The sequence below is a fragment of the Agaribacter flavus genome, from assembly GCF_042646125.1.
GTDB classification, from domain to species: Bacteria; Pseudomonadota; Gammaproteobacteria; order Enterobacterales; family Alteromonadaceae; genus Glaciecola; species Glaciecola flavus.
In genome coordinates, this window is the sequence record NZ_JBHRSW010000043.1 from 53,995 (window position 1) to 79,245 (window position 25,251).

General features: G+C 41.7%; 13 protein-coding genes. 5 read left to right on the top strand and 8 right to left on the bottom strand.

Annotated features, from left to right (window positions below):
• Nucleotides 1–196: 196 nt before the first annotated feature.
• The 4 genes from ACFOHL_RS15300 to ACFOHL_RS15315 all read right to left on the bottom strand — a co-directional run bounded on the left by ACFOHL_RS15300 (nucleotide 197) and on the right by ACFOHL_RS15315 (nucleotide 6,696).
• Nucleotides 197–1,435 carry an ammonium transporter gene (locus ACFOHL_RS15300; protein ID WP_376921116.1) on the bottom strand — a complete coding sequence of 413 codons (1,239 nt, stop codon included), beginning with the start codon at nucleotides 1,433–1,435 and terminating at the stop codon, nucleotides 197–199.
• A 27-nt stretch (nucleotides 1,436–1,462) separates the two neighbouring features.
• Nucleotides 1,463–1,801, bottom strand: coding sequence for a P-II family nitrogen regulator (gene glnK, locus ACFOHL_RS15305; protein WP_136251396.1), 339 nt, complete (start codon nucleotides 1,799–1,801; stop codon nucleotides 1,463–1,465).
• Between the two features lie 183 nt (nucleotides 1,802–1,984).
• On the bottom strand, nucleotides 1,985–4,294 hold the full coding sequence (gene mrcB, locus ACFOHL_RS15310; protein ID WP_376921117.1) for a penicillin-binding protein 1B: 2,310 nt from the start codon (nucleotides 4,292–4,294) through the stop codon (nucleotides 1,985–1,987).
• A 335-nt stretch (nucleotides 4,295–4,629) separates the two neighbouring features.
• A complete protein-coding gene (locus tag ACFOHL_RS15315) occupies nucleotides 4,630–6,696 on the bottom strand; it encodes a methyl-accepting chemotaxis protein (protein ID WP_376921118.1) in 2,067 nt (688 codons plus the stop codon).
• A 253-nt stretch (nucleotides 6,697–6,949) separates the two neighbouring features.
• Between ACFOHL_RS15315 and ACFOHL_RS15320 the strand changes: the two genes are divergently transcribed.
• The 3 genes from ACFOHL_RS15320 (at nucleotide 6,950) to ACFOHL_RS15330 (ending at nucleotide 11,532) form a co-directional block, all read left to right on the top strand.
• Nucleotides 6,950–8,197 (top strand): lytic murein transglycosylase, encoded by a 1,248-nt coding sequence (locus tag ACFOHL_RS15320; RefSeq protein ID WP_376921119.1) that lies wholly within the window; start codon nucleotides 6,950–6,952, stop codon nucleotides 8,195–8,197.
• 125 nt (nucleotides 8,198–8,322) lie between these two features.
• On the top strand, nucleotides 8,323–9,192 hold the full coding sequence (gene purU / locus ACFOHL_RS15325; RefSeq protein WP_376921120.1) for a formyltetrahydrofolate deformylase: 870 nt from the start codon (nucleotides 8,323–8,325) through the stop codon (nucleotides 9,190–9,192).
• Nucleotides 9,193–9,345: 153 nt separating this feature from the next.
• Nucleotides 9,346–11,532 carry a M3 family metallopeptidase gene (locus ACFOHL_RS15330; protein WP_376921121.1) on the top strand — a complete coding sequence of 729 codons (2,187 nt, stop codon included), beginning with the start codon at nucleotides 9,346–9,348 and terminating at the stop codon, nucleotides 11,530–11,532.
• Between the two features lie 59 nt (nucleotides 11,533–11,591).
• Here the strand turns inward: ACFOHL_RS15330 and ACFOHL_RS15335 are convergent, their stop codons facing one another.
• Both ACFOHL_RS15335 and ACFOHL_RS15340 read right to left on the bottom strand, forming a co-directional pair.
• Nucleotides 11,592–12,923, bottom strand: a complete 1,332-nt coding sequence (locus tag ACFOHL_RS15335) for a 3-deoxy-D-manno-octulosonic acid transferase (RefSeq protein ID WP_376921122.1) — start codon at nucleotides 12,921–12,923, stop codon at nucleotides 11,592–11,594.
• Nucleotides 12,920–15,673, bottom strand: a complete 2,754-nt coding sequence (locus ACFOHL_RS15340; RefSeq protein WP_376921123.1) for an ATP-binding protein — start codon at nucleotides 15,671–15,673, stop codon at nucleotides 12,920–12,922. Before ACFOHL_RS15340 ends, ACFOHL_RS15335 begins: the two co-directional genes overlap by 4 nt.
• Nucleotides 15,674–15,865: 192 nt before the next feature.
• Here ACFOHL_RS15340 and ACFOHL_RS15345 point away from each other — a divergent pair, with 192 nt between their 5' ends.
• A complete protein-coding gene (locus ACFOHL_RS15345; protein ID WP_376921124.1) occupies nucleotides 15,866–18,754 on the top strand; it encodes a sigma 54-interacting transcriptional regulator in 2,889 nt (962 codons plus the stop codon).
• A 94-nt stretch (nucleotides 18,755–18,848) separates the two neighbouring features.
• On the opposite strand, the gene ACFOHL_RS15350 is transcribed toward ACFOHL_RS15345, so the two are convergent.
• Both ACFOHL_RS15350 and ACFOHL_RS15355 read right to left on the bottom strand, forming a co-directional pair.
• Nucleotides 18,849–22,022 (bottom strand): ligand-binding sensor domain-containing protein, encoded by a 3,174-nt coding sequence (locus ACFOHL_RS15350; RefSeq protein ID WP_376921125.1) that lies wholly within the window; start codon nucleotides 22,020–22,022, stop codon nucleotides 18,849–18,851.
• 268 nt (nucleotides 22,023–22,290) lie between these two features.
• Entirely contained in the window at nucleotides 22,291–24,006 is a 1,716-nt protein-coding gene (locus tag ACFOHL_RS15355; protein WP_376921126.1) for a S8 family peptidase, read from the bottom strand.
• A gap of 407 nt (nucleotides 24,007–24,413) precedes the next feature.
• On the opposite strand from ACFOHL_RS15355, the gene ACFOHL_RS15360 reads away from it, so the two are divergent.
• Complete coding sequence (locus tag ACFOHL_RS15360; protein WP_376921127.1) at nucleotides 24,414–25,217, top strand: hypothetical protein; 804 nt, start codon at nucleotides 24,414–24,416, stop codon at nucleotides 25,215–25,217.
• Nucleotides 25,218–25,251: the final 34 nt, after the last annotated feature.

Genomic DNA, 25,251 nt, shown 5'->3' on the forward strand with positions numbered 1-25,251 from the left:
ACTTATTGTTTTTATTATTAAACATAGCATAACAAAAGGAACGGTGCACGACGAGAATGTCTTGTATACATACAGAAAACCCCGCTTATTTGCGGGGTTAACATTAGCACTAAGGAATAAAGTAGGCGACTGAGTTTTTCTTCTTCTGTCTTATTCTTATTATTTTCAGTCTGCCCTTTACACTTCCCTAAGTATATTAAGAACGCTTAGTAGTAAAATCTGGGTAAGCTTCTAAACCACACTCGCTCATATCCACACCTTCGTACTCTTCTTCTTCAGAAACACGTACGCCGATGATAGCTTTGATGATCGTCCAAGCAATGAAACTGGTGACGAACACCCAAACAAAGATAGTTAAAGCACCAATGATTTGACCAGAGAAAGTAGAGTTTTCGCCATTAGTGATAGGCACTAATAATAGACCTAATAAGCCCACTACGCCGTGAACAGAAATCGCACCCACTGGATCATCAATCTTAAGCTTATCTAGACCAATAATGCTAAATACGACAAGTACGCCACCGATTGCACCAAAAATAGTCGCTTGTAAAGCAGTAGGCGTTGAAGGCTCAGCAGTGATTGCAACTAGGCCAGCTAAGGCGCCGTTTAATGCCATAGTTAAGTCAGCCTTACCGAATAAAACACGAGCAATAAGTAGAGCTGCAACAGAACCACCGGCCGCCGCTGCATTGGTGTTCATAAATACTACCGCTACCGCGTTAGCACTTTCTACCGATGCAGTTGCTAATACAGAACCACCGTTGAAACCAAACCAGCCCATCCACAAGATGAATGTACCAAGAGTAGCAAGTGGTAAGTTAGCACCTGGGATAGCAACAACTTTGCCATCAGCAGTGTATTTTCCTTTACGTGCTCCTAACACAAGCACACCTGCTAAAGCAGCAGCCGCACCAGCCATGTGCACGATACCAGAACCCGCAAAGTCTGAGAAACCAAGGTCACCTAGTGTGTACATACCAAACACAGGGTTTCCGCCCCATGTCCAAGAGCCTTCCATTGGGTAAATGAAACCTGTCATCACAACAGCAAATAACAAGAAAGCCCATAGCTTCATACGTTCTGCTACAGCACCAGAAACAATTGACATGGCAGTAGCAACAAATACTACTTGAAAGAAGAAGTCAGCTGAAGGCGCATAAGTTGCAGGTTCTTCTGCACCCGTCGCACCGTCCGCAGTGATACCGCTTAAGAAAATGTCGCCGCCATACATAATCGCATAGCCGCAGACCATGTACATGATACAAGCGATAGAATAAAGCGCGATGTTCTTGGTTAAAATTTCAGTTGTGTTTTTTGCGCGAACAAGTCCGGCTTCTAACATAGCAAAACCGGCTGCCATCCACATGACTAAGGCGCCGCAAATTAAGAAGTAAAAGGTATCTAATGCATACCCAAGTTCGAATGTGATTTCCATTATTGTTCTCCGTAGTTAGTTAACGCATTAAAGCGCGTCTGCGTCAGCTTCACCGGTACGGATACGCACCGCTTGCTCAAGGTCGTATACAAACACCTTACCGTCACCAATTTTGCCCGTTTTAGCTGCACCAACAATGGCTTCAACTAAGCGCTCAACTTGGTCGTCTTGTACTGCGATTTCAAGCTTAACTTTTGGAAGAAAGTCAACTTGGTACTCAGCACCACGATAAAGCTCAGTATGCCCCTTTTGACGACCAAAGCCTTTAACTTCAGTCACGGTTAAACCGTCGATACCAATTTCAGATATCGCTTCACGAACATCATCTAGCTTGAAAGGCTTAATGATTGCAGTGACTAATTTCATAGATTGCTCCTGCTATTATTGAATGTGTAACAAATTATTAAGAAACCGAATTCAAAGAGAGTGCCAACTTTGTAAAAGCAATATAATCATACACTTACAAAAATAGACATTAAAAAAGTAACAGACAGAGGGCATATATTGGTGCAAAACAAAAAATAAGCACCATTTTGGTGCCGCCTTATGTTAGTTAAACAGCTTTTCCCACCATGGCTTTTTATTGCTTTTCTTTGGCTGAGCTTCTTCTGTTAAAATATTGTTACATTTGCTTTGTAAAGGCAAGTAAGATTTGATTGCGGGTAGGCTCACCACTTCCCCGCAACCAGGTGAGGTTAATTCTCCTGAGCTCGCATTAAAATGAGCAATCGTTAAACTAGGAGGAAAACGTTGTGAAAGGCTTTTAGGTGTTTGTCTGCGCTGAAAATCACTAAAAATCTCCATAGCACCGGTCGCACCAGACATATTTACCGGTTTATTTTCATCGTTGCCTAACCAAATAGTCGTAAGCAAATTGCGGTCAAAGCCAGAAAACCAACTATCTCGATAATCGTTTGTAGTGCCCGTTTTTCCAGCCATATTCACTTTTGGGAATCGTTTACCTAGACGCTTAGCCGTACCTTCCTGCGTAACTTTGTGCAGAGCATAGCTTAACAAATATGCAACATCGCTATTGATACTTTGAGATTGTTCAGTATTTCGTCGCCAAATGACTTCATTGCTATTATTCACAACTGCACTAAGTGAGTGCAATTTAATCTGTTCTCCCTGATTAGCTAAGGTTTGGTAGCTTTGATTTACTTCAAGCGGTGATAGTTCGATGGCACCGAGCGCAATGGAAGGTAACAAGTCAACTTGTTTACCTACCCCTAGGCGCGTAAGCGTATTGATCACCTCCTCCAATCCGATATCCATTGCAACATTGACTGCCGGAATATTGTAAGAATGCACCAATGCATCGATTAACAAAACCTTGCCTCGAAACTGTTTATCGGCATTTTGCGGTTGCCATGTTTTCCCCGCCTGATTGGCAAGTGTTATTGGTTTGTCTTCGATTGGCGAGGCCAAGTTATATCGCTCGGGACGACTGAGTGCAGTTAGGTAAACAATCGGTTTGATCAAGGAACCAATAGGGCGCGAGGCATGCAAGGCTCGATTGAACCCCGCATAAGCGGTATCTTTACCCCCTACGATCGCACGAATCCCGCCAGTGTCAATATCACTCACTATCATCGCCGCCTCAAGCTCAGGTAATGCAGTATTTTGCTTATCATTTAGCACTTTTTGTACTGCCCCTTCAGCCCGCCTTTGCACGTTAATATCCAAAGTCGTATACAGCTTAATGCCTGACTCTCGTATTTCTTGCGTATCAATCGCTTGCTTTATTTCACTTTTGAGTTTATCCATAAAAGCGGGATGTTTGCCCGAAGCCAAGCTTCCACTCTTATAGGTCACAAGTGGTGCATTAATTGCTGTTTCATATTCACTTGCGTCTATATGTTGAGCATCAAAGAGCATGCGCAAGACCAAATTCCGGCGTTCTTGCGTGCGCGCGTTGTAACGTACTGGATTGTAATAAGAAGGTCCTTTAACCATCGCGACAAGAGTGGCAACTTCTTCCAAAGCTAATTCTGGCACCGGTTTGTTAAAATAGAAGTGGCTCGCTAAGCCAAAACCATGTACGGCCACTGCGCCATTCTGCCCTAAAAATACTTCATTAATGTATGCATTAAGTATTTCTGCTTTGGAATACCTAGCATCGATAACAATTGCCATCGCTGCTTCTCTTATTTTTCTGAGGTAACTGCGCTCTCGTGTTAAAAAAAGATTTTTAACCAGTTGCTGGGTAAGGGTACTGCCACCTTGTACTGTCTTACCCGCCGACAAATTAGCCACTAGGGCGCGAAGAATACCTATTGGTGATATCCCATGATGCTCATAAAAAGCCTTGTCTTCGACTTCTGTTAGTGCAATTTTCAAGATATCCGGAATGGAGCCTTCTTGAACGAGCATACGATCTTCATCTAATCCCCCCACTAGACGAGACACCAACCATGGTTCAAGCATGATTCTTCGAGACTTCTGCTTACTCGAAAGCAGGTTGATTTGAGAGACTTTTTGCGCTTGCCAAGTGATTTCTACAATGCGCTCTGGTGCGTCAATATCAATGTAATTGAACGCGCGGCGATAAATTTTTAGTTTATTATCTTTGAAAGCATATTCACCGACAGATACAACGGTATTTACCTTCCTGTATCCTAACAGTTGAAGCTCATCAATTATCTCATTTGGACTTATTTCTTGTTGCACTGCAATAACCATGGGACGGGCATAGACTTGCGCGGGCACCTCCCACTTGTTACCCGAAAACCGCTGTTTCACCTGTGCGTCTAAATAAAAAAAGTAGCTACCCAAAGCAACAATGCTAACAAGCAGAATTTGAAAAAAATGACGTTTAAACCAGCGAAAAGGCGCCATGAGGAAATAGTTAACTTTCAAATTGAGTGAAATTCCCATTAAATTTATTGGCTTGATACCGTGTATTATTGTTTTTTAGGGACATGTCCACGTTTGTCACCTGCATTTTTCCGACCTATTATAGAAGATGCACTAATATAAAAGAGCCTCAACAGGGTGTAGGGTAGCATTACATGATTATGAACTCTATTGCTGTGACTTCAATGCCATGCGCTGGTGCTTTGATGTGCATGCAAGCATGTAAGTAAGGGACAGACCAGAAAATAATACTGGAGTATCGGCTTTGATTGCACATAGCAGTAAAGAAGAAAGCTGAGGCGGCTATGCTCCTCGCGAAAGCATAGCCAAAAAAATGATTAGGCTAGCTTAAATTCGGATACGTGTTTATCGAGCTTTCCAGCAATACTGCTAAGTTCTTGGGTATCCGTGGTTGTTGACGCGTTGGTTTCACTGATCAACTCACTATCATCTCGAATGGCAACAATGCGCTCATTTATTTGATTAGAAACACTTGATTGCTCTTCAGCCGCAGTCGCAATTTGTATCGCCATTTGCATGATTTCGTCCAAGCGATGCTTCACAGTATCAAAAGACTGCGCAGTTTCTGACACTATTTCCCTCGCTTGAGAGTTTTCTGTTTGTAAATTGGTCATGTTTGAGGTGGCTTTTACCGCACCAGCTTGTAAGGCTTCTATTTGATTTCTGATCTGCTCTGTTGATTCTTGAGTTCGACTCGCCAAACTGCGTACTTCATCTGCGACTACCGCAAACCCTCTTCCCTGCTCGCCAGCCCTTGCCGCTTCAATCGCTGCATTCAATGCTAGTAGATTCGTTTGCTCAGCTATCCCTTGGATCACATTTAACACGTTACCAATTGATTCACTCTCCTTGCTCAACGCTTCAATCACTTCCGTCGTTTTGCTCAACTCTTGAGTGAGTGACGACATCATTCCATCGCTTTGTTTTGCTTTATTCACGCTTTCAATCGAAACATCATGCGCTTCTTGCACCGAGCGAGAAGTATCAGATGCCATAGTCGAAACAGATTGAATGGTTGCTGTCATCTCATTAATAGCAACAGAGATACTGTCAGTAGCGGCCAATTGATTCTGCGATAAAGAAGCTGACTTATTCATCGCGTCTACCATACTGTTGGTCGTTACATTAATTTGATGCGATTCTCTGCCGACTTTGCTGAGCGTACCGGTAAAACTAGCCAATAGTGAGTTAAAGGCTTCGCTCAATTCTCTTAGCTCATCTTTACCATCCAATACCAAGGTGGCAGACATATCTTTCTCGTCAGCGAGATAATTGAACTTCTCAACCATTTTTTTCAGTGGGTGAGTGATACTTCTTGCAATTGTGGTAGAAGTTATCATGACAACTATTACAAGGCTAATAAGTATAATGGCCGTAACAAACACTTTTTCATTAGATTCAGCGATCAACTCATCTTTTTTGTCTATCAGTTCGCCTAAAACAACATTTATTGTTTCTTCATACAAGGCTAATTCTTTTGCTGTCATTGACGCCCAGTCGATATTAGGATCAACTGGTACAGGTTTATTTTGTTTGTTGTATATATCGCTTCGAACAAATAGTCCCACTTCAGAAGCAGCCACATAATTGGGGTGTTGAAGCATTTCGTTAAATGCATTCAAGCTCTTAGGCGGCGCAAAGGCTCTAAATAACTCCTGTAAATACTGTATCTTATTTACGCTGCTGTATATTTCACCAAAGATGTAAATGTCTAACGCATTATACATCGAGGCAAAAACCATACTGTTGTGAAAAGACGTTTCCATGCTCGCTTGCAAAAGATTGTAGTACGCGTTTGCGGTGTTACTTAATTCTGGGTTTTGTGACGATAGTGCGGCTATTTCGCTCATAGAATTCACCAAGCGTCGGATAACCACTGTCATTTCCCACATGGTATGCAATTCTCGACCAAAGGCGGGGTCATTAACAAATGCTTGTGAGGTATGCACTTGTTCGTCAACCGCTGTTCTTATCATTTTTAAATTTGAAAAGAAGCCTCTTAATTGTTGGATGTTTTGGTGAAGCTTTTCAAATTTAGCGAGGGAGAGATCATTGTCCTTGATAAACGCGATATACTCACCTTCAGCAGCCAAAGATTTTCTGCGCGCTTTATTTAGTAAGGCATTTACATCCTTGTTGTTGTTTCTCTCTTGATCGATGTGAAGCCTACTGTAAAACGCCTCTTCTAGCAGTGCTGCAAGCAGAGGATACGATACATCTGCATAGTCAAGTACTTCGTTTAATTGCGTTATCTTTTCTTTTTGTTGTACAGCATCAATGAGTCGTTCAGTAGACAACGCCATGATTGCCAATAAAGGAATAATCACCAAAATGAGTATTCTGGTTTGAATTGATAAGCTTCTAAGCTTGTTTAACAGGTTCATACTATTGTTCACCGCTTTAAATGGGTCATTTCACGAATAGTCAAAACTCCCCCCCTATCGCTGAATTCCTTGTTTCACGAGAAATAAGTAGAGGGTTGCTATCCTTTTGATAAATGTCATCGTCCAATATGACATCCATTTCAACTCACTTATTAACGGAAAATCACTCATTTACTTTAGCGTTTATTGACAAGATAGCGATTGAGAACTGGAAACCTTTTAGTTAAAGTGCTGACTAAGGAAATACGAGTACATGTTTGCAGGAATTTTTTTGAAAAAACTAATACTGAGTCTCAGCTGCATTGCCACATTTTTTTCATTTGCTTCCCACGCAGATGAGCTTGAGGAACTCATAAGTAAACAACGTGATAATTTTGCTACTTGTTTGACGTCCAAAGTCGATGAAGCCCTAGCCAGCGGTGTCAGCCAATCACGGATTGATGCGGAGTTTGATAAGCTTGAATTTGTATCGCGAGTCATTGAGTTGGATCGCAGGCAACCTGAGTTTATCTCTACTTTTCCCGATTATTATTCCAAACGTGTGAATAAATGGCGCATCGACAGAGGTAGAGAAAAATATCAAGAATACCGTAGCTTTCTTAAAGGTCTAACCGAAAAGTACGGCATTCCTGGGCATTATCTCATTGCCTTTTGGGGCTTGGAAACTAATTACGGCGGTTACAAAGGTAAAATGTCTACCTTGGACTCACTTGCTACCCTAGCATGTGACCATCGACGAAGCGCTTTTTTTACGAAAGAACTGTTCTTAGCACTGAAACTGATGGATAGAGAAAAGCTTGTAAAAGACAAGATGCTAGGTTCATGGGCAGGGGCAATGGGGCACACACAATTTATGCCCTCAAGCTACACACAATATGCGATTGACGGTGATGGCGATGGCCAAGCAAATTTGTGGGAAAGTGAAAAAGATGCCCTAAGCTCTGCAGCAAATTTTTTGTGGAAACTAGGATGGATACCAGGTCTAAGGTGGGGAAGAGAAGTTAAGCTCCCCCAAGGCTTTGACTATCGATTAGCAAACTCTGATACCAAATCCGTCAATGAGTGGCGACAGCTAGGTGTGCGCAAAGCGGATGATAGCCCACTCGACACCAGTGATATACCAGCCAAATTATTGGTGCCAGCGGGACATCAAGGTCCAGCATTTTTAAGTTACGCCAATTTCAAAACCATACTACGATGGAATAACTCCGAGTTTTATGGCATTGCCGTCGGTCGCTTGGCCACTCGAATTTCTGGCGGAGGCGAGTTGCAAGCAACATTACCAGACATTCCCGCATTCAGTATTGCCGAAATGAGAAATGTCCAGCAGCAACTAAATACCTTGGGTTATGACGTCGGTACAACCGACGGTATTATGGGGCCTGCGACGAGAAATGGCATTAGAAAGTTCCAAATGGACAGTCAATTAGTGGCGGATGGTTTTCCTTCAAAAGAAACCTTGTCTGCGTTGCGGACAAAAGCGCTTGAGAAAGGAATTTAGATGCGTATTATGCTCTCCCCAATACACTGACATACAAATATATTCTAAGCCTATGGTTTAATGGGTGATTGGCGACTAGCCGAACACGATGTATGTCGACGAAATTTACTAAAAGGATAAATACTTTGTCTTCTACGATTCGGCTTATTATTGACTGTCCTGACAAAGTCGGCTTAGTGGCCGCCGTATCAGAATTTCTCGCGCAGCACAGCGTGAACATACTTGAAGCCAGTCACCATACCGACAAACAACAAAACCGTTTTTTTATGCGGCATGAGATTGTCGCTATCGATGAACATTTGTCAGAACAAACGAAAGCTTTCAACGAGCAAGAGTTTAGAGAAGATTTCGCCGCGCTTGCGGTAAAATACGAAATGAACTGGTCGCTCAAAAACGCTTGTAATAAACAAAACGTGGCCTTGCTGGCAAGTCATGAAGCACATTGTTTAAATGACGTTTTGCACCGCTGGCACACCGGTGAATTGCATTGTGATATACCGTGTATTATTGCCAATCATGAAAAAATGCGCCAATACGCTGATTGGTATAAGGTGCCTTTTCATCACGTTGATTTTTCTGACAAGCCTCGTGCCTTTGCCGAAATAAACGCGCTCTTGCATCGCTACAACACAGATGTCGCCGTACTTGCGCGCTTTATGCAAATTGTACCCGATGATTTGTGTCAGGAATGGGCGGGACGAATGATCAACATACACCATAGTTTCTTGCCTTCGTTTGCTGGTGCGAAGCCTTATCAACAAGCGTATGACAGAGGCGTAAAACTGATAGGTGCCACCTGTCATTATGTAACTAAAGACTTGGATGAAGGCCCGATAATCGAACAGGAAGTAATGCGCATCAGTCATAGTGATGGTGTTGAAGATATGGTTCGAAAAGGCAAGCGTTGCGAGATAAATGCACTAGCTAACGGGCTACGTTATCACCTTGAAGACCGCGTGATTATTTGCCAACACAAAACGGTTGTTTTTGACTGACAATTTAGGCAATGTTCCTTTAGGGTCTGTTGATCTTTGCTTTACAATTTTGCAGTAGAGATCAATAGACCCCAACCAAACTTAAAACAAAAAGTCAAAGCCGCTATGCATCCAAAGTAGTAGCGCCGCGACAAATTACATAGGACGACAGACATGAAAAAATTGAGTTTGGGTGCCTTAACGGTATCGCTGAGCTTAGTACTGAACGCTTGTTCTCGTGTTGAGCAAGTTGAAATACCGAACGCAGACAGTACCCCACAAGAAGTACAAGTCAATGTCAACGATAAAAACCCGCTTTTAGCTGAATTTTCTGGATTGTACGAGGGAGTACCTGCGTTCGACAAAATGGATCTCGAGTATTTACTGCCCGCAATTGAAACGGGTATCGCCGAGTCTTTGCGCGAACACGATGCCATTGCTAATAACAGTGAGGCAGCGAACTTCGAAAACACTATTGTCGCGATGGAAAGAGCAGGGCAATCTCTACAGCGCGTATTTACTTATTACGGCATATGGCGATCAAATATGTCCAGCCCCGAATTCAGGGAGATTCAACGCGAAATCACGCCTAAAATCAGCGAATACTCATCCAAAATCACCCAAAACGCAAAATTGTTTGAGCGAATCAAAACAGTATATGAGAGCGAAGCGTTTTCTTCTTTAAATGAAGAAGAAAAACGAATTACACGCGCTTACTATAATAATTTTGTTGGCAATGGTGCGACCTTAGATGAAGCTGGCAAAGCACGTTTTGCTCAAATCAACCAAGATTTAGCAGAGTTACACCGTCAATTTGGTTCGAACGTGCTTGCTGATGAAGAAAATTATGACATTTTCCTCACTAAAGAGCAGTTGGATGGTTTGCCTGAGTCATTTGTTAAAGCTGCGGCAAATCTTGCCAAAGAAAGAGGTCAGGAAGGTAAATATGCAATAACTAATACTCGTTCATCTATGGATCCCTTCCTCACCTATTCTACTGACCGTGCTTTGCGCGAACAAGTTTGGAACAACTACTATAATCGCGGGGACAATGGCGACGAATTTGATAATAACGAGATAATTAAGGCCATTCTTACGCTCAGGCATGAAAGAGTACAAATGCTCGGTTTTGAAAACTACGCTCAATGGCGTCTGCAGGATCGTATGGCAAAATCACCAGAAAATGCAATGACGCTAATGGAGCAAGTTTGGCCGGCCGCTTTAGCACGTGTTAAAGAAGAAGTAGCCGACATGCAAGCCATTGCTGACCAAGAAGGGGCAGATATCACTATTCAACCTTGGGACTATCGTTTTTACGCCGAGAAAGTGCGCAAAGCCAAGTATGACCTAGACTCCAACGAAGTGAAACAATATTTGCAGCTTGATAAATTACGTGATGCCATGTTCTACGTCGCGGGTCGTCTTTTTAACTTTAGCTTTTCTCCCGCACCTGCTGGCAGTGTACCGGTATTTCATGAGGATGTGAGTGTTTGGGAAGTCAAAGACAAAAATACTGGAAAGTTCATTGGTCTATGGTATTTGGATCCTTTTGCTCGTAAAGGAAAACGCTCCGGCGCATGGGCAACATATTACAGAAGTTATACAACATTTGACGGCGAGACAAATGTGTTGTCTTCCAACAATTCAAATTTTGTGAAAGGGGCAGAAGGCGAAGCCACGCTGATTTCTTGGGACGATGCCGAAACCTATTTTCACGAGTTTGGTCACGCTCTCCACTTTTTGGCAGCCAATGTAAAATATCCAAGTTCTCATAACGGTGTACGGGACTATACAGAATTTCAATCACAGTTATTGGAGCGCTGGTTGTTGACAGATGAAGTCATTAATAACTACTTGGTTCACCACAAAACTGGCGAAGCTATTCCCACTGAGTTAGTCAACAAAATAAAAAAAGCAGCAAGTTTTAACGAAGGTTTCAAAACCACTGAATACATGGCATCGGCTATCATGGATTTGTTGTATCACACCACTGATCCAGCCTTGATCGAGCCAGACGCTTTTGAAAAAGCACAACTTACTCGTTTGGGTATGCCGAGTGAAATTGTTATGCGTCATCGCTCACCACATTTCCAACATGTGTTTTCAAGTGAAGGCTATGCAGCAGCCTATTATGGCTACATGTGGGCGGAAGTACTGACTTCGGACGCGGCAGAAGCCTTTGCCAGCGCACCGGGTGGGTTTTACGACCAAGCCCTGAGTGAAAAACTGGTAAAATATTTATTTGCTGTCCGTAACGCAATGGATCCATCAGAAGCATATCGACTATTCAGAGGACGTGATGCAAATGTAGAAGCCCTAATGCGGGATAGAGGCTTTCCAATCGATTCACCAGATAGCTAGCAGTTTACCGTCATCGTGACATTGCTGAACAAAAAGTTCATTAAAAGTTCAGCATGTCACTATAGCAATTCTGACAAAACTGCTAATGTATCATCAACAGCACCCGTATTGGACTGCAAGACCTGTTGGCTAGATTTACCAGCCGTGAAGGCTGTATTCGGATTGTCTATCCATGTAGCCAAGGTCTCATCAAGCGCTTCTTGAGAATCGACAATTGACAAAGCCCCATATTGCGCCAATTGTTGGCATATAGTGGGGTTGTTAAAAATACTTGGCCCCATAAGCATGGGTTTGCAATATACGGCGCACTCCAAGGCGTTATGGCCACCTTTGTCTGCAAAGCTTCCTCCGATAAATGCATAATCACCCGCAGCGTATGCTGCTTTTAACCAACCCATGACATCAAGCAGTAAGATATCTGCTTCAGTTCCAGAGCTCAACATGCCATGCCTATCTGAATGACTGGTGTAACGGCTTGTTCTCCAACCACTTGCCTTGCACAACTCAAATACTTCGTCGAAGCGATGAGGATGGCGTGGCACAACGATCAGCGCTAACTCTGGATGTGTCGTTTTTAGAGAAGAAAAACAAGACAATAGCATTTTTTCTTCTGGATCATGGGAGCTAGCGCACACCAGCACTTTTTTGTTTTCTAGAACAAAATACTTCCGTAAGCATTGCGCCTTTGCGTCATCTTCCACCTCTTTCTTAACGTCAAACTTCATATTTTTTGATAGGCGAACCTGCGACTTAAACAAGCCAAGTGATAAGAAATTTTCATAAGAAGATTGATTCTGAGCAAATATGTATGAAAACTTTCGAAGTGCAGGTCTGAATACTTTGCTCAATCTCTTGTATGTTGAAAGTGAATTGTCACTCATACGAGCATTGAGTAGACACACAGGTATGTTTTTTTTCCAGCAGGCGTTGAGCATATTTGGCCAGATTTCGACTTCCGTAATACACACAAGCTTCAAAGGTATTCGAGCAATAAATCGATTCATAACTAACGGGATATCCATCGGTAGAAAACCATGTATTACCTTGTCACTAAACACCTGTTGAGCATGATACGCACCAGTTACAGATGACGTCGTCAACAATATTTTATGCTCTGGATACTCCTCCAATATTCGCTGAATCAGTTTAGCCGCAGCATTCACCTCACCTACAGAAACACAGTGAAATAGTACACTTGCGCTATCTGCACCATCGGGCAGTCGACCAAAACGTTCTAGAAAACTGCGATTTGCTGATAACTTATTGGTGTCTCCTGCCCGCAACTTCTTAAAATTTAAGGCCAGATAGAATGGTAACAGTAAGAGTAGTATGAAAGTGTAGAGGTAACGCCAAAAATGGTGACTGACCGAAAGTGATACAGCTTGATTCATAAGTAGTTTGCGATTGTTTTTATTAGTTGATGCTTATTAAAGGGTTTTTGAATAACATCGTCCATCCCGACACTATAACACTTTGCCACTTCATCATTAAGCACATGTGCAGTAGCAGCAATTATTGGAAGATTTCGACATTTTTCGTCATTAGAATTTCGAATGATTGTTGTACATTCATAACCATCCATCTCTGGCATTTGGCAATCCATCACAATAATATCTATATCATCGTGTTCTGCCAGTTTTGTCAGGGCTAGTTCTCCATTTTCGGCAATCGTTATTTTCCCTGCAATACCATTTAGCATTTCTTTAAAAATCATTTGATTGATTTCATTATCCTCAACAACGAGTAAGTGCTTACCTTCAAGTTTTCTAGAGGACGAATTCATGTAAGCTTCGTAGTACTTTTCAACAATTAACAACTGTTCCTCTATGTCGCTCGTTGAATCAGGCATCCTATCAACATACATGACATGTTCGCAATCTTCGAGGTATGCTGATTCTCCGCGCTTAGAATAGGAAAAAAGCAAAATTTGCTGTTCAGAAATAAGTCGCTCAACGGCCTGCTTGACCACTTTTAGAGGTTTGGTAAGCCATTCGACAAACAATAACACAATCTTAATCTGATCATTTTGTTTGAGTTGTTGCAGAACTTCCGTCTCATTTTCACAAATTACAATTGAAACATTTAGACGCTCTGTTGCACTTACCCATTTTGCCTTGCTTTGTTTTGTTACCATAATTAGCACAGGCGGAATATTCACACTAACGGCTTGCGCACTTTTAACCGACGCAAGCTCATAGGGCAAGGTAAACCAGAAGGTCGAGCCCGTCCCCAATACACTGTCAACACCAATATGGCCACCTAAGTTAGTCACCAGCGCCTTACTAATGGCCAAGCCCAACCCGGTTCCATCATGTTGTCGGGCATAAGACATATCGAGTTGGCGAAAAGCTTCAAACAACATTTCCTGATCTTCTTCTCGAATACCAGGCCCCGTATCACTAACTGAAAAGACAAGCTCATTTTCTGAATTTCTCGTAATATTGACGGAGATAGACCCAAATACCGTAAATTTAACCGCATTCGATAAAACATTATTAAGAATTTGTTCTAACTTCTCCCCATCTGCCATCATGTGCTCTGGCACATCGTCCTCGATTCTCATACTAAACATTAAGCCCTTGCGCTCACAGGCAACTTTATGGGCAAACACTACTTGCTGCATCAATGTGTAAATCGACAACTCAGACTTATGAACATCATCTGGATATTCTTCTAGTTTCGCATAAGTCAGTACTTGATTGACTAGAGACAAAAGAGTCGAGGCACTCTTGGACAGAACAGATAGGTATTCTGCTTGCTGCTCACTTAAATTTGTTTCAGAGAGGATTTCGGAAACGCCCAAAATGCCGTTAATGGGAGTACGCAACTCATGACTCATATTTGCCAAAAACGCACTTTTTGCACGAATACCGCGTTCAGCTTCAATTGCAGACAGACGCATATGGGTAATATCTTGAAACGCCCCCTTCAGCATTGCCGCTTTACCTTCTTTAAACTCTATGTAGCCCACAGCACGTACCCATATGTCACGTTCTTTAGCGGTTAGGAACGGCAATTCCAAGTCAAATGGCTCACCCGTGTGAATAGAGTTTTCGATGGCTTTTTCAATCACTGGGCGTGACTGATTGGTATAAAATGAAATTGCGGTATCGACATCCATGGGAATACCAACGGGGAGTTCATGAATTAAATAGACCTCATCTGACCAAGTCAATTCATTGGTTTCAATATCCAAGGTGTAGTAGCCAATCTTGGCAATTTTAGCAATGGTAGCCAATAACTGGCTACTCTCCTCTAAATCGTGTTGTAAACGTTCAAACTCCGTGGTGTCATTGATGTATAGAACATTTCCCTTCAAGTTGTATTGGGATTGTGTGGGGCTTAACATCATACTCAAGTTTTTGAAATTCCCATTAACATTGAGCAGAAAACTTCGCTTTAAGGGAAGGCCGTCTTCGTATGCTTGAAACAAGTCATATAATTCTTCGCGGTAGTCAGAGAAAACCTCATTGAGGCTTTTGCCAATCAAATCCTGTATGTTTTTGTTTAATAAAAAAGCCAAGGATTTGTTCACCCACGTTACTTGATGATTTTCGTCGGTGATAAGCACGCTGCTATTACTGGCATCTGCAACTTGTATTAGACGCTTTTGTTCGTTCATTCTGCTGCGAAGCAATTCTGATCTTCGCATATCACGTGCCAGTGCCTCAGAACTTTCTTGTGCTTCAGTTATATTTGCAATAACAAACGTTTCGCCTTCTAAGGTCAATGTATTTAAACCAATGCATACGTCTATGCGTTCGCCCGATCTATTGAGGCAGGGAAAAACCGTTCCATTTCCCATTTGTCGACGCTCTGGCGAGATAAAATATCGTTTGAACATCTCTTCATGACCAAAACGAAACTCTCGAGGCAATAACAAGTCAATAGATTGATGAACAAGCTCATAATCTTGGTAGCCAAATAGAAATCGCACAGCATCGTTGCAATATCTTATTTTTGCGTTTTCATCAACCAATAGAATTGCAGCAGTGCAAGCAGCAAATATCTCTTCGACAGATTTCGAAAATGCACCAAGCAAGTCAATAGAGGTATTGTTCTTCATATTCGCCACGTAATGTGTGATACCAAAAGTACTACTTTGGGCAAATGGTATTCGATTAGTTACTACATATACCATTACCTAAAGCCCTTAATTTGTCTAGATCTTCGTATAATAAAATTGTCAGCTCAAAGGGCTGATTATCTTGAAATAAGTCTTTGGTAAAAAGAGCTTGATTAGCATGAATCTTTATGAGGTGTTCAGCTTAAGAAAAGCACGATTGGTGCCGATAAAAAACTAAACACTGCCATCTTTATTACTAAAGCATTTATGTCAGAAAATGATTTCGAGCTACACGAACTGATTCAAGGGATTTCTGGCTATTGTCAATGCGATTCCATCAACATCGTAGAAATTGATGGTGACAGTACATATCGTTATGTCATGGGTGACGCTGACTTGCAAACACAAGCGGCTGCGCCTAGTGTTAGTGTAAAACTTGATTTCCAAGGTTTACCGTGCAGTATTTATTGTTCACAATTGTCTGCTTTTAGCATTCAATTTCTGTTGACCGACAAGGTCGACGCAATCGGGTCTAGTCGCCGTCAGATAGACAAACTAGAACAAAAAACAAGAACAATTACATTGACGATGTGTAGCCACAGCAAGTTACCAAACTGGTTGCTCGCGCTTCACGATACATCTTCCTTACTTTGTGATAAACAACGCGGCTTCGTAGCTTTGTTGTCAGCATTGTACAGTCAATCTCAGCAAATAAGAGAATATAAACATCTTAAAACAGACCCTTTGACGCAGCTACAAAGCAAAGAAGCAATGCAACGCGCAATTGATACTCGCATCAAAAAAAGTCCGATGATTCTGTGCTTAATTCATTGCCGCGATTTTCAACTAATAAACAGAAAATTCAGCCAGGTACAGGGGGACAATGTATTAAGAGAAATTGCAATAGTTCTCAAAGAAAACACGCGGGATGACGATATTGTATGTCGTTTTGGTGGTGCGCTATTCGGTGTTACCGCCCATGCACAGGATATACAAGATGGGTACAAGCTCGCCTGCAAATTAAAAGATGCACTTGAAGCAAATACCTATTTGGAAAATGCAGTCAAATTAAGCTTTAGTGTCGGACTTGGTTTTTGTGACGAAAAAGCGGCCTCCGAAGAAAAAGCTACACCCTCAATAGTGTTAATCAATCGAGCAGAACAAGCACTAAAGTCCTCACAAAGTACCGAAAAATCATCCATTGTGCTTTGGGAGCTCGGGCAATTTGAAGAAAACGAGCAAGACTATAATTATTTAGGCGGAATTTTTACAGACAATAACATCACCAACTACCGAAACATGCTATTGCTTTGGGATATATCTTCAATTATTGCCGATGAATATGAATTTAAAAAATTGTTGTTGCATGTCGTCCAGCGCCTTGCGGCGACCTTCCATTTTGAACTAGCCGGACTAGTATCCACGCAATCACCAAACAGTAACGTGCTGCTCAGTTCTAACGATTTGGCTGATGTCGAAGTGGTAGACAATATCGCTCAAACCACACAAGATTTACTCCTTCACTTAGCGAAAGATGCGATAGCGAATAATACAACCATAGAACACTATGAATTTGACAGCACTTATTTACTCCTGCCAATAGGGGCAAAACACGACATTTGCTTTTTTATGTCGGGGCAACAAGAACAATTTGTATTGTCTCACAATACCAACCTGCTTTTCGCTGGATTTGCCCGCCAACTTGGGCGTGCACTGCGCAGAAATCAACTGGAAGAAGCATTGAACAAAAGTCTGGCACAGCAAAACGCCAAACTTGCAGAAGAAGTCGCCACACTAAAATCTGGGCTGATGTCGTCTACGCTGGTTTATCAATCAAAGAACATGCAGCAGTTGATGATCCAAGCTCAGCGAGCTGCAAAAACTGACACCACCGTGCTAGTAACCGGCGAGAGTGGAACAGGGAAAGAGCGACTTGTCCATGCACTACATTCACTGGGCTCACGAGCAGATAAACCACTTATTATCGTTGATTGTGGATCGATCCCAGAAAGCTTGATTGAGTCAGAGTTGTTTGGGCATGCTAAAGGCTCGTTTACCGGTGCTCAGCACGAAAAAATAGGGCAAGTTCAAGCTGCCGATGGTGGTACATTGGTATTGGATGAAATAGGCGAACTACCGATGCTAATGCAGCCCAAGTTACTGCGTTTTGTTCAGGAAAAACACTTTAGCCCTGTAGGTAGTACAAAACACATCTCGGTCAATGTAAAGATTATCGCAGTAACTAACCGAGATCTCGCACAAGAGGTTAAAGAGGGAAGATTTAGACAAGATTTGTACTATCGCTTAAACGTCATCCACATACACAACATTCCTTTGCGGGAGCGACTAGATGATTTACCCCTGTTGTGCCAACATTTTTTAACGCAGTTTGCCAAACGTTACGAAACACCAAAAAAGCACATTCATCCTACAACCTTGCAAAGAATGCAAAAATATCCATGGCCCGGTAACATTCGAGAATTAGAAAACAAGTTAATGCAGGCCTATTTGTTAAGCGAAGGTGATGATATATTAGTTGAAGATCTGAAACTACCTCAAACTGTTGAAATAGCCGAAGCAGCCACCGCTATTCAGCACGCTCAGGATAACAAAAATACAAGCAATACGCTCGAAACCTCTTCATTTGAAAATACCGAAATACAAAAACCTGCCGCGCAAAACCTTGACGTTCAACACACTACAAAAAATATCGTTGAAGGCGCAGACACGTGGATGAATCAACTCACGAGTGCATTGAATAGCTTGCTCGATGAAGTTAATGGATCAGCCAATTATTACCACTTAAATATTGGCGAACTGGTTGAGCAACACCTGTTTAGGTATTGTTTTCAAACTTTGCGAACAAACAAGAAAACAGCAGAAAAATTACAACTGCCAATTAGTACTGCACGCAGAAAAATTCAACGCGCTAATACGCAAAAAATGCAACAAACGCTTCCACTCAACTGGCATCGAGTAGCCAAATCACTTGAAAACTTAGTCGACGCAGATTGGGTTGTAATAGAACCCCTTAACGTAATAAAACAGCAATTACTCGAAAGTATATTATCAAAAAACACCCAGAACATGACGCGAGCCGCAGCGCAGTTGGGTGTGAGTGAGCCAACGCTTTATAAGTTAAAAAAGCAGCTCTAGGCTAAAAAAAACCGAGTTCCACAAGCGGCTTCTTGAACGATTTTGAAGAATTGGGCTAGGAGTTGTAGTCTTGCAAAATAGTGTTCAATACATTCTAGCTGTTAGCGGATGAAACAATGCGTACAAGACATTTATCAATCGCACGCTCAACGTTAGACGTAATTTGGTTCAGCTCAGAGTAAGGCAATGCTGTATCGGCAGCAAGCACGCCTGTCCATGTATTTCTTCCGAATTCTTTAGACTTATACAGGGCGTTATCAGCCAATATGTGGACATGATCCCACGTTAGGGCATCGGGTAGTACTTCACAGAAGGGATATAGAGAAAAGCCTATCGAGCTCGACAGATGAATAGGCTGAGCTACGCCTAAATCAAAGGCATAGCCAGCAATCGTCGATCTAATGCGCTCAGCCAACTGAGAAACCTCACTTGCTCTGTTGACATGACCGACAATTAAAAACTCATCACCGCCCCAACGCACAACCAAGTCGTTGACGCGACAAACCTCCTTCAAAATACTCGCGACTTGTTCTATCACTTTGTCACCCGCGTCGTGCCCATAGGTATCGTTTACGGGCTTAAACCCATCCATATCAAACATTAAAAAGAATATGCGAGGCGCAACAAGTTCTTCAGTTCCTTTAGTTGAGGTTTCCCCTTGTTCTATAACCTGAGAAAACTTAGCAAGTGCTTCTTTGGCAATATCGGGCAGAACCGTATTCAAGTGGCGCCTGTTGTACAATCCTGTCAGCTGATCAGTAATGCTATTTTGTAGTAACTCTGTGTTGAGTTTTCGCAGTTCTCGAGTACGCTCACTCACTTCGTTTTCTAACTTTTCTCGATACCGCTTTTCCGCCTCCACACGCATTCTTACAATGCGCGCCGCAATTAAAAGCAATATAAATAGAACAAGTAGGTAGATACCATAGGCGATAGAGGTACGCCAAATTGGAGGCAAAACGACCAAGTCAAGAGAAGCCCCCTCTTCATTCCAATGGCCGTCACTATTGCTACCGATTACGCGGAAAGTGTAACGTCCAGAAGGGAGGTTTGTGTAAATAGCCTTATTATTTTTATCCGCATCCACCCAATTTGGGTCAAACCCTTCAAGTTTATACTTAAACTTATTGTCTTTGGGAGAGACAAAATCTAATCCGGCAAATTCAAAGCCAAGAATATAATCATCATGGTTGACGACAATTTCTCTATTTTCGTTTAATAAGCTTTCTGGAATGTAGCTGTCATTGATTTTCTGAAATTGCGTTATCTCAATTGGGAAATAGCGCACTTCTTTTTCAAGCGCTTCAGGCGAAAATACCGTGATGCCATTCGAACCACCAAACACCAATCGACCATCTGGCAATTCAGTACTGGATAGTGAATTGAACTCATTGCTAGGTAAGCCGTGAGCACTTGTATACACTTTTATCTGCAAAGTGTTGGGATTAACGCGAACAAGCCCTCTTGTAGTGCTCGCCCATATATGCCCATCAATGCCATATTCGATACTTGTCACAGTATTAGAAGGCATACCGTCTTCGCGAGTAATCATTTGGTAAGTAAAACGACCGAGATCTAGACTGCTTGACTCCATCAATACTAAACCTTTTCCTGCAGTCGCTACCCACATATTCCCTGAGTCATCTTCTACTAAACCAGTGATAAACTCATTTATTTGATACTCAGTCGGAATACTGTCATTCACTCGGTAATTGGACTCAGTTATGGGGTTAAATATATTGATCCCATTGTCAATACTCCCTAACCAAATCAAGCCACTGCTTGCTTCATATGCTGAAACTATCTTGTTGGAGCTTAAGGTGAATCTATCTAAATCACTTTTTTTGTATGTAATAAAATTGTCCCTAGCACTATTATATTTGCTTAGACCACCTCCGAACGTAGCAAACCACAGTTGCTCATTACTCAATTGCAAAATATATGGGATTGCGGAAAACCCAATCGATGATTGATTATTGCTTTCAAACTCATAGTGACTGTATTTCATTGTGTTTGTATTTATTTTGGAGGCACCTTTGGATCGATAACCAACCCAAACTTCTTCATGAGATTTTGCTTTCACTGACATAACAGAGGGTTCTAGGAGCCCATCTTTCTCCTGATTTCTTTGAGAAAAATGCACGACTTTACCCGTGTATAAATTGACTTTATCCAAGCCTTGCAAGTGTGATACGAATACCCATTCGTTATCTAACGCGTCTATCCCCGTAACATCCGAACCAGACAAACTGTATTCGACTTTACCTCTAGCATTAATGCTGGTGAATTTTTTTGCAAATGTGTTCCATTTACTCAGTCCTGCAAATGTTCCGACCCATAAAATCCCATTCCGATCACTGAGTAAAGCCTGAACATTATTGGATAACAAAGAGCTTGTTCTGCGTGGTTCGCTAACTATCATCAAATGCTCTTGAGTCCCTTTTTTTATTATTCCTAAGCCTCTTTTTGTGGCAAACCACACATCCCCTTGGTTATCTTGCACGAGGTCAATGATTGAATAAGGCTCTGTATTAGGCAGTTGTTGCAAATGTGTACTTTCTGACAGATTGAAAGTTGGTACTTCTGTACGAAATACCCCTGAATTATCAGTACCAACCCATAAATATCCGTCGCGGTCGATTAAAAACTTGGATATTGGCGGATACTTAATATTTTTTGAGATCCCCTTATTTACATCGAAGTGAATGTTAGCTTTCTCGATCTTTTTTGTCTGGATATGAAAAATGAAAACACCTTTATTGGCTGTTCCAATCAGCAATAGTTCTTTGTTTACGCCATATATTGCCGTCGCGCGAATGTCTGTATCGAGGTCATCCTCTAGTCTTATTTTTTCAAACCGTTGTGAATCGTAGTTGTAAAGCTCAACTCCTTCGTTACCTATAATCCACATAGATTCATTTACATCTTTATAGATGTAAGTTACTCCTTTGCTTTTAATACCTGAATTATCATTACTCAGTCGATTAATAGACTGGCTATATTGATCAAGGATCGATATACCCTTATCAGTAGCTACCCAAATTTTGCCAAATTTATCCTCTTCGACCCCCCTAACCCAAGGAGCTGACAAAGTATTTGGATCTTTAGGTGAATGTAAAAACCTTTTGTAGCTTTCGCCGTCAAATCGGTTTAAACCATCTTGCGTAGCAACCCACAAAAAGCCTTTTGAGTCTTGGAGAATATCAGTAACGGCATCGGACGATAAGCCATGTTTACTGGTAATATTTTCGAAACTGATCTCTTCCATGTTTGCAAAAGCATTAGCAGCTTTTATTAACAGCACAAAAATAAAAAGGGTTAAATATTTCCGTAACAATTTAGAACAAGAGTCAGCAATCATTTAGTTAATGTATGTATTCACGTATTAGTTATATCGGATCATTTGTTTACATCTTGACCAAAACGGGACAACTAATTGAAGTGTTGATTTTTTGAAAAAACTGGATGTAAAAAAATGAGTAAAACTGGATTAAAGTCTTAATCCAGTTTTGAATGTATTTCAGTAAGTTTTGTGCTTATTTTGTCGCTTCAGCCGAGTTCACCTCAGATGTAGAAACTTGCATGAGCTGGAACCTACCCTCCCCCCAATGCAAACCATTGATATCAAGTGCACTCCCGGACCAATTAGCACTTAAGACCCCAAAACTGTTACCAGACCAATGTAAGCCTTGCATTTCAAATGATGATGCTCCCCAGTGCAGCCCTTGAAGGTCTGTAATATTTGTCGCCCAATGTAGCCCCGAACTTACTAGAGTGCCATCATCCAAACGAATACCAAACTCTCCAGACTCTGTCTGTTCTACAGGGCCTACGAAATGCTTTTCGTTGGCAATGTCCGCTTTGATATCTAAGCCACGATTCGCGCAACCAGTGGCATGCGTCATCACAGCTTCATAAGCATCGACTAAACCTGCACCTTGTTTGAATGGGGAAAAGGTATATTTTCCGTTGTCTATCGCCGCTCTTGCAGCAGTCATGATTTTGCACTTAACATCATCGGGAGATAAATGCGGATTGTTCTGCACGACAAGCGCAGCAACACCAGTGACGATTGCAGCGGCTTGAGAGGTGCCAGATATTTCTGCATAATCATGCCCAAGAGGATGACGCTTAAGCTGCCTAGCAAGGATATTGTGCTGCAGTTTAACCGCTATATTTGTTGCAGGAGCAACGACATCAGGCTTAACAAAGCCATCATAGGTTGGCCCCATTGCCGAAAATGAAGCAATACGATCGTCAGAAAAATCAAAAGGTGTGCGATTGTCTGTAGCCGCTCCCGCAGTGATGATATAGGGATTGTTTCCAGGAACGGTAATACCATGCGTTTCACCATTATTGCCGGCAGACGCGACAACCACAATGCCAGCATCCCAAAGACGAGTCACTGCCTGATTGATAGGGTCTTCCCAATAACGACTGGTTACCGCGGTGCCCATCGACAAGTTGACAACTTGTATACGCATTTGTTTGCGGTTTTGATATATCCAATTGAGCGCGTCTAGTACGGTTGAATAGTCGCTTTTACCTTCTGCATCAAAAGCTTTCACAGGCAATATATTGGCCTCTGGTGCAATGCCGTTAAAACGATGCCATTGGCCTGTTCCGTGTCCAAACTGCGTGGCGATTATACTAGCCACATGCGTACCGTGACCGTTTTGGTCATCGTTCTTTACAGTCGTAGCCATACCTTTGGTAGCGTCGTACTTGGCAATCAGTCGGTTGTTTCCATCTGCGTGTTCGGCTAAGCGTCTGCCATAGTCGCCGTTAACATTTACGCCGCTATCGACAATGGCGATTGTGACGCCTCGGCCTTTTAGACCAATTGTATGCAAGCGATGAGCTTCCACTTGTTGCGCGATGTTGTTATTGATTTCCCACTGTAGATGAGCTGGCATGGGGCTTTGCGTCTTTACCTCAGCATCTATTTTTAACGAGAGGCCTTTAATATTCGATAAAGCATCAAACTGATCGTTGGTCAGTACTGCAGATACCGCATTGATAATGGGGAACGCTTTTACTATTGAAGCCCCATTTGCAGTAAGTAAGCTTGTCAATTTTTCAATACTGGCCCCCTGAATGATGTACGACTGCTTTTCTGCTTGTTCTAATACCAATGACATATCTGCTGCTGGGGCTTTTGACGAAAAGACATGTTTAGTAAGCGCAATATTAAGACTTATACTAATGCCAATACTACAAGCGACAATAGAAAATTTACTGAACAAGTTCATTTACATCTCCCCTCAATGCACCTCATTGTGCAATGGACAACTGGATTCAAGATAAAGCTATTAAGACCTTAACTTTACGATTAACTAAGCGATTAATAATTACCTATTAGCACTAGTTATGCCAACTATTAAACATTTTTTATCTGTATGTATTAAAAGGATTTTTTCTTAATTCAATCGAAGAAATTATAAAAAATAAAATATTAGCTCTAGTTATGAACTTATTTTTTGAACTTTTTATATTCATTTTTTTATTTATTTTTTAACTATGTTCACTATTTAAAGGTTCCTGAATTAAGGTAGTGAGCCACTTCACTATCTACCACATCAAAAAAACGTGTCAGCTTCCGATAACCAATAAAACATCCTTTCGTAAATTCACGGATTAACTAAACGGGTAATTGCAAATGAAGTTTTCACCGCTGTTGATGACAATATGTATTTGCTTTCTATTTGCACTTGTCTTTGTTGTATATTCATTAGTTGATGATAAACATACATTGCCATATGTGCATGTTGATGAAAGTCACGAAGTAAAAGGCGATAAAGTGGAGGCGCTTCAGGCAAAGCCTAACGAGGACAAACTCCGTCCAAGCGAAAAAATTTCAAGTGGTGTAGATAAGCGTGTAAACCCAAGTTCAACAACACAAGCTCTACCCATTCAAGTGGTGGTGCTTGGCATCGACAAAAACAAAAATATTACATTACTGGAATCAGAGAGCATGGTAGAAACTTACACACTTTCGGATTTTATCTTCAAGCAAGCTATTCAGGTAAAAGCAATCCATGTAGACAAGGTGACGCTTACTTACAATGAAAATGTTTATGACATCCCATTATTCGATGCAAATTTTTTAACACAAAAAGAAGCCGATGCAGAATCAAACTATAAAGACTTATCTTCTGCAGAAATTGCCAATCGACCCAAAATACTTGAGCACATAATAGACTTGTCTGATTTGCAGGGTATATCCCCGCATCTTTACGCTAAACCAGGTGTATCCAAACGCTTATTCAAGCAAGCTGGCTTAGTGGAAGGTGATATCATCATGCGAATAAATGGTACCGATGTGAGTGATACCAGGGCTCTCAGTATACTTGCAGGCCAAGTGCACAATATGGACAGCATAAAGTTTGAAATACTAAGAAATGGTAAGCCAATAACACAATATTTAGACATACCATCAGAGGACTTGTCATTTAGTCAATGAGTGTGTGAATAGCAAAAAAAGGAGGTACAAGTAC

Coding starts and splice junctions, on each gene's coding strand:
- ACFOHL_RS15300 (WP_376921116.1), bottom strand. CDS start 1,435: ATGGAAATCACATTCGAACTTGGGTATGCATTAGATACCTTTTACTTC.
- glnK (WP_136251396.1), bottom strand. CDS start 1,801: ATGAAATTAGTCACTGCAATCATTAAGCCTTTCAAGCTAGATGATGTT.
- ACFOHL_RS15315 (WP_376921118.1), bottom strand. CDS start 6,696: ATGAACCTGTTAAACAAGCTTAGAAGCTTATCAATTCAAACCAGAATA.
- ACFOHL_RS15320 (WP_376921119.1), top strand. CDS start 6,950: ATGTTTGCAGGAATTTTTTTGAAAAAACTAATACTGAGTCTCAGCTGC.
- ACFOHL_RS15330 (WP_376921121.1), top strand. CDS start 9,346: ATGAAAAAATTGAGTTTGGGTGCCTTAACGGTATCGCTGAGCTTAGTA.
- ACFOHL_RS15335 (WP_376921122.1), bottom strand. CDS start 12,923: ATGAATCAAGCTGTATCACTTTCGGTCAGTCACCATTTTTGGCGTTAC.
- ACFOHL_RS15340 (WP_376921123.1), bottom strand. CDS start 15,673: ATGGTATATGTAGTAACTAATCGAATACCATTTGCCCAAAGTAGTACT.
- ACFOHL_RS15345 (WP_376921124.1), top strand. CDS start 15,866: ATGTCAGAAAATGATTTCGAGCTACACGAACTGATTCAAGGGATTTCT.
- ACFOHL_RS15350 (WP_376921125.1), bottom strand. CDS start 22,022: ATGGAAGAGATCAGTTTCGAAAATATTACCAGTAAACATGGCTTATCG.
- ACFOHL_RS15355 (WP_376921126.1), bottom strand. CDS start 24,006: ATGAACTTGTTCAGTAAATTTTCTATTGTCGCTTGTAGTATTGGCATT.
- ACFOHL_RS15360 (WP_376921127.1), top strand. CDS start 24,414: ATGAAGTTTTCACCGCTGTTGATGACAATATGTATTTGCTTTCTATTT.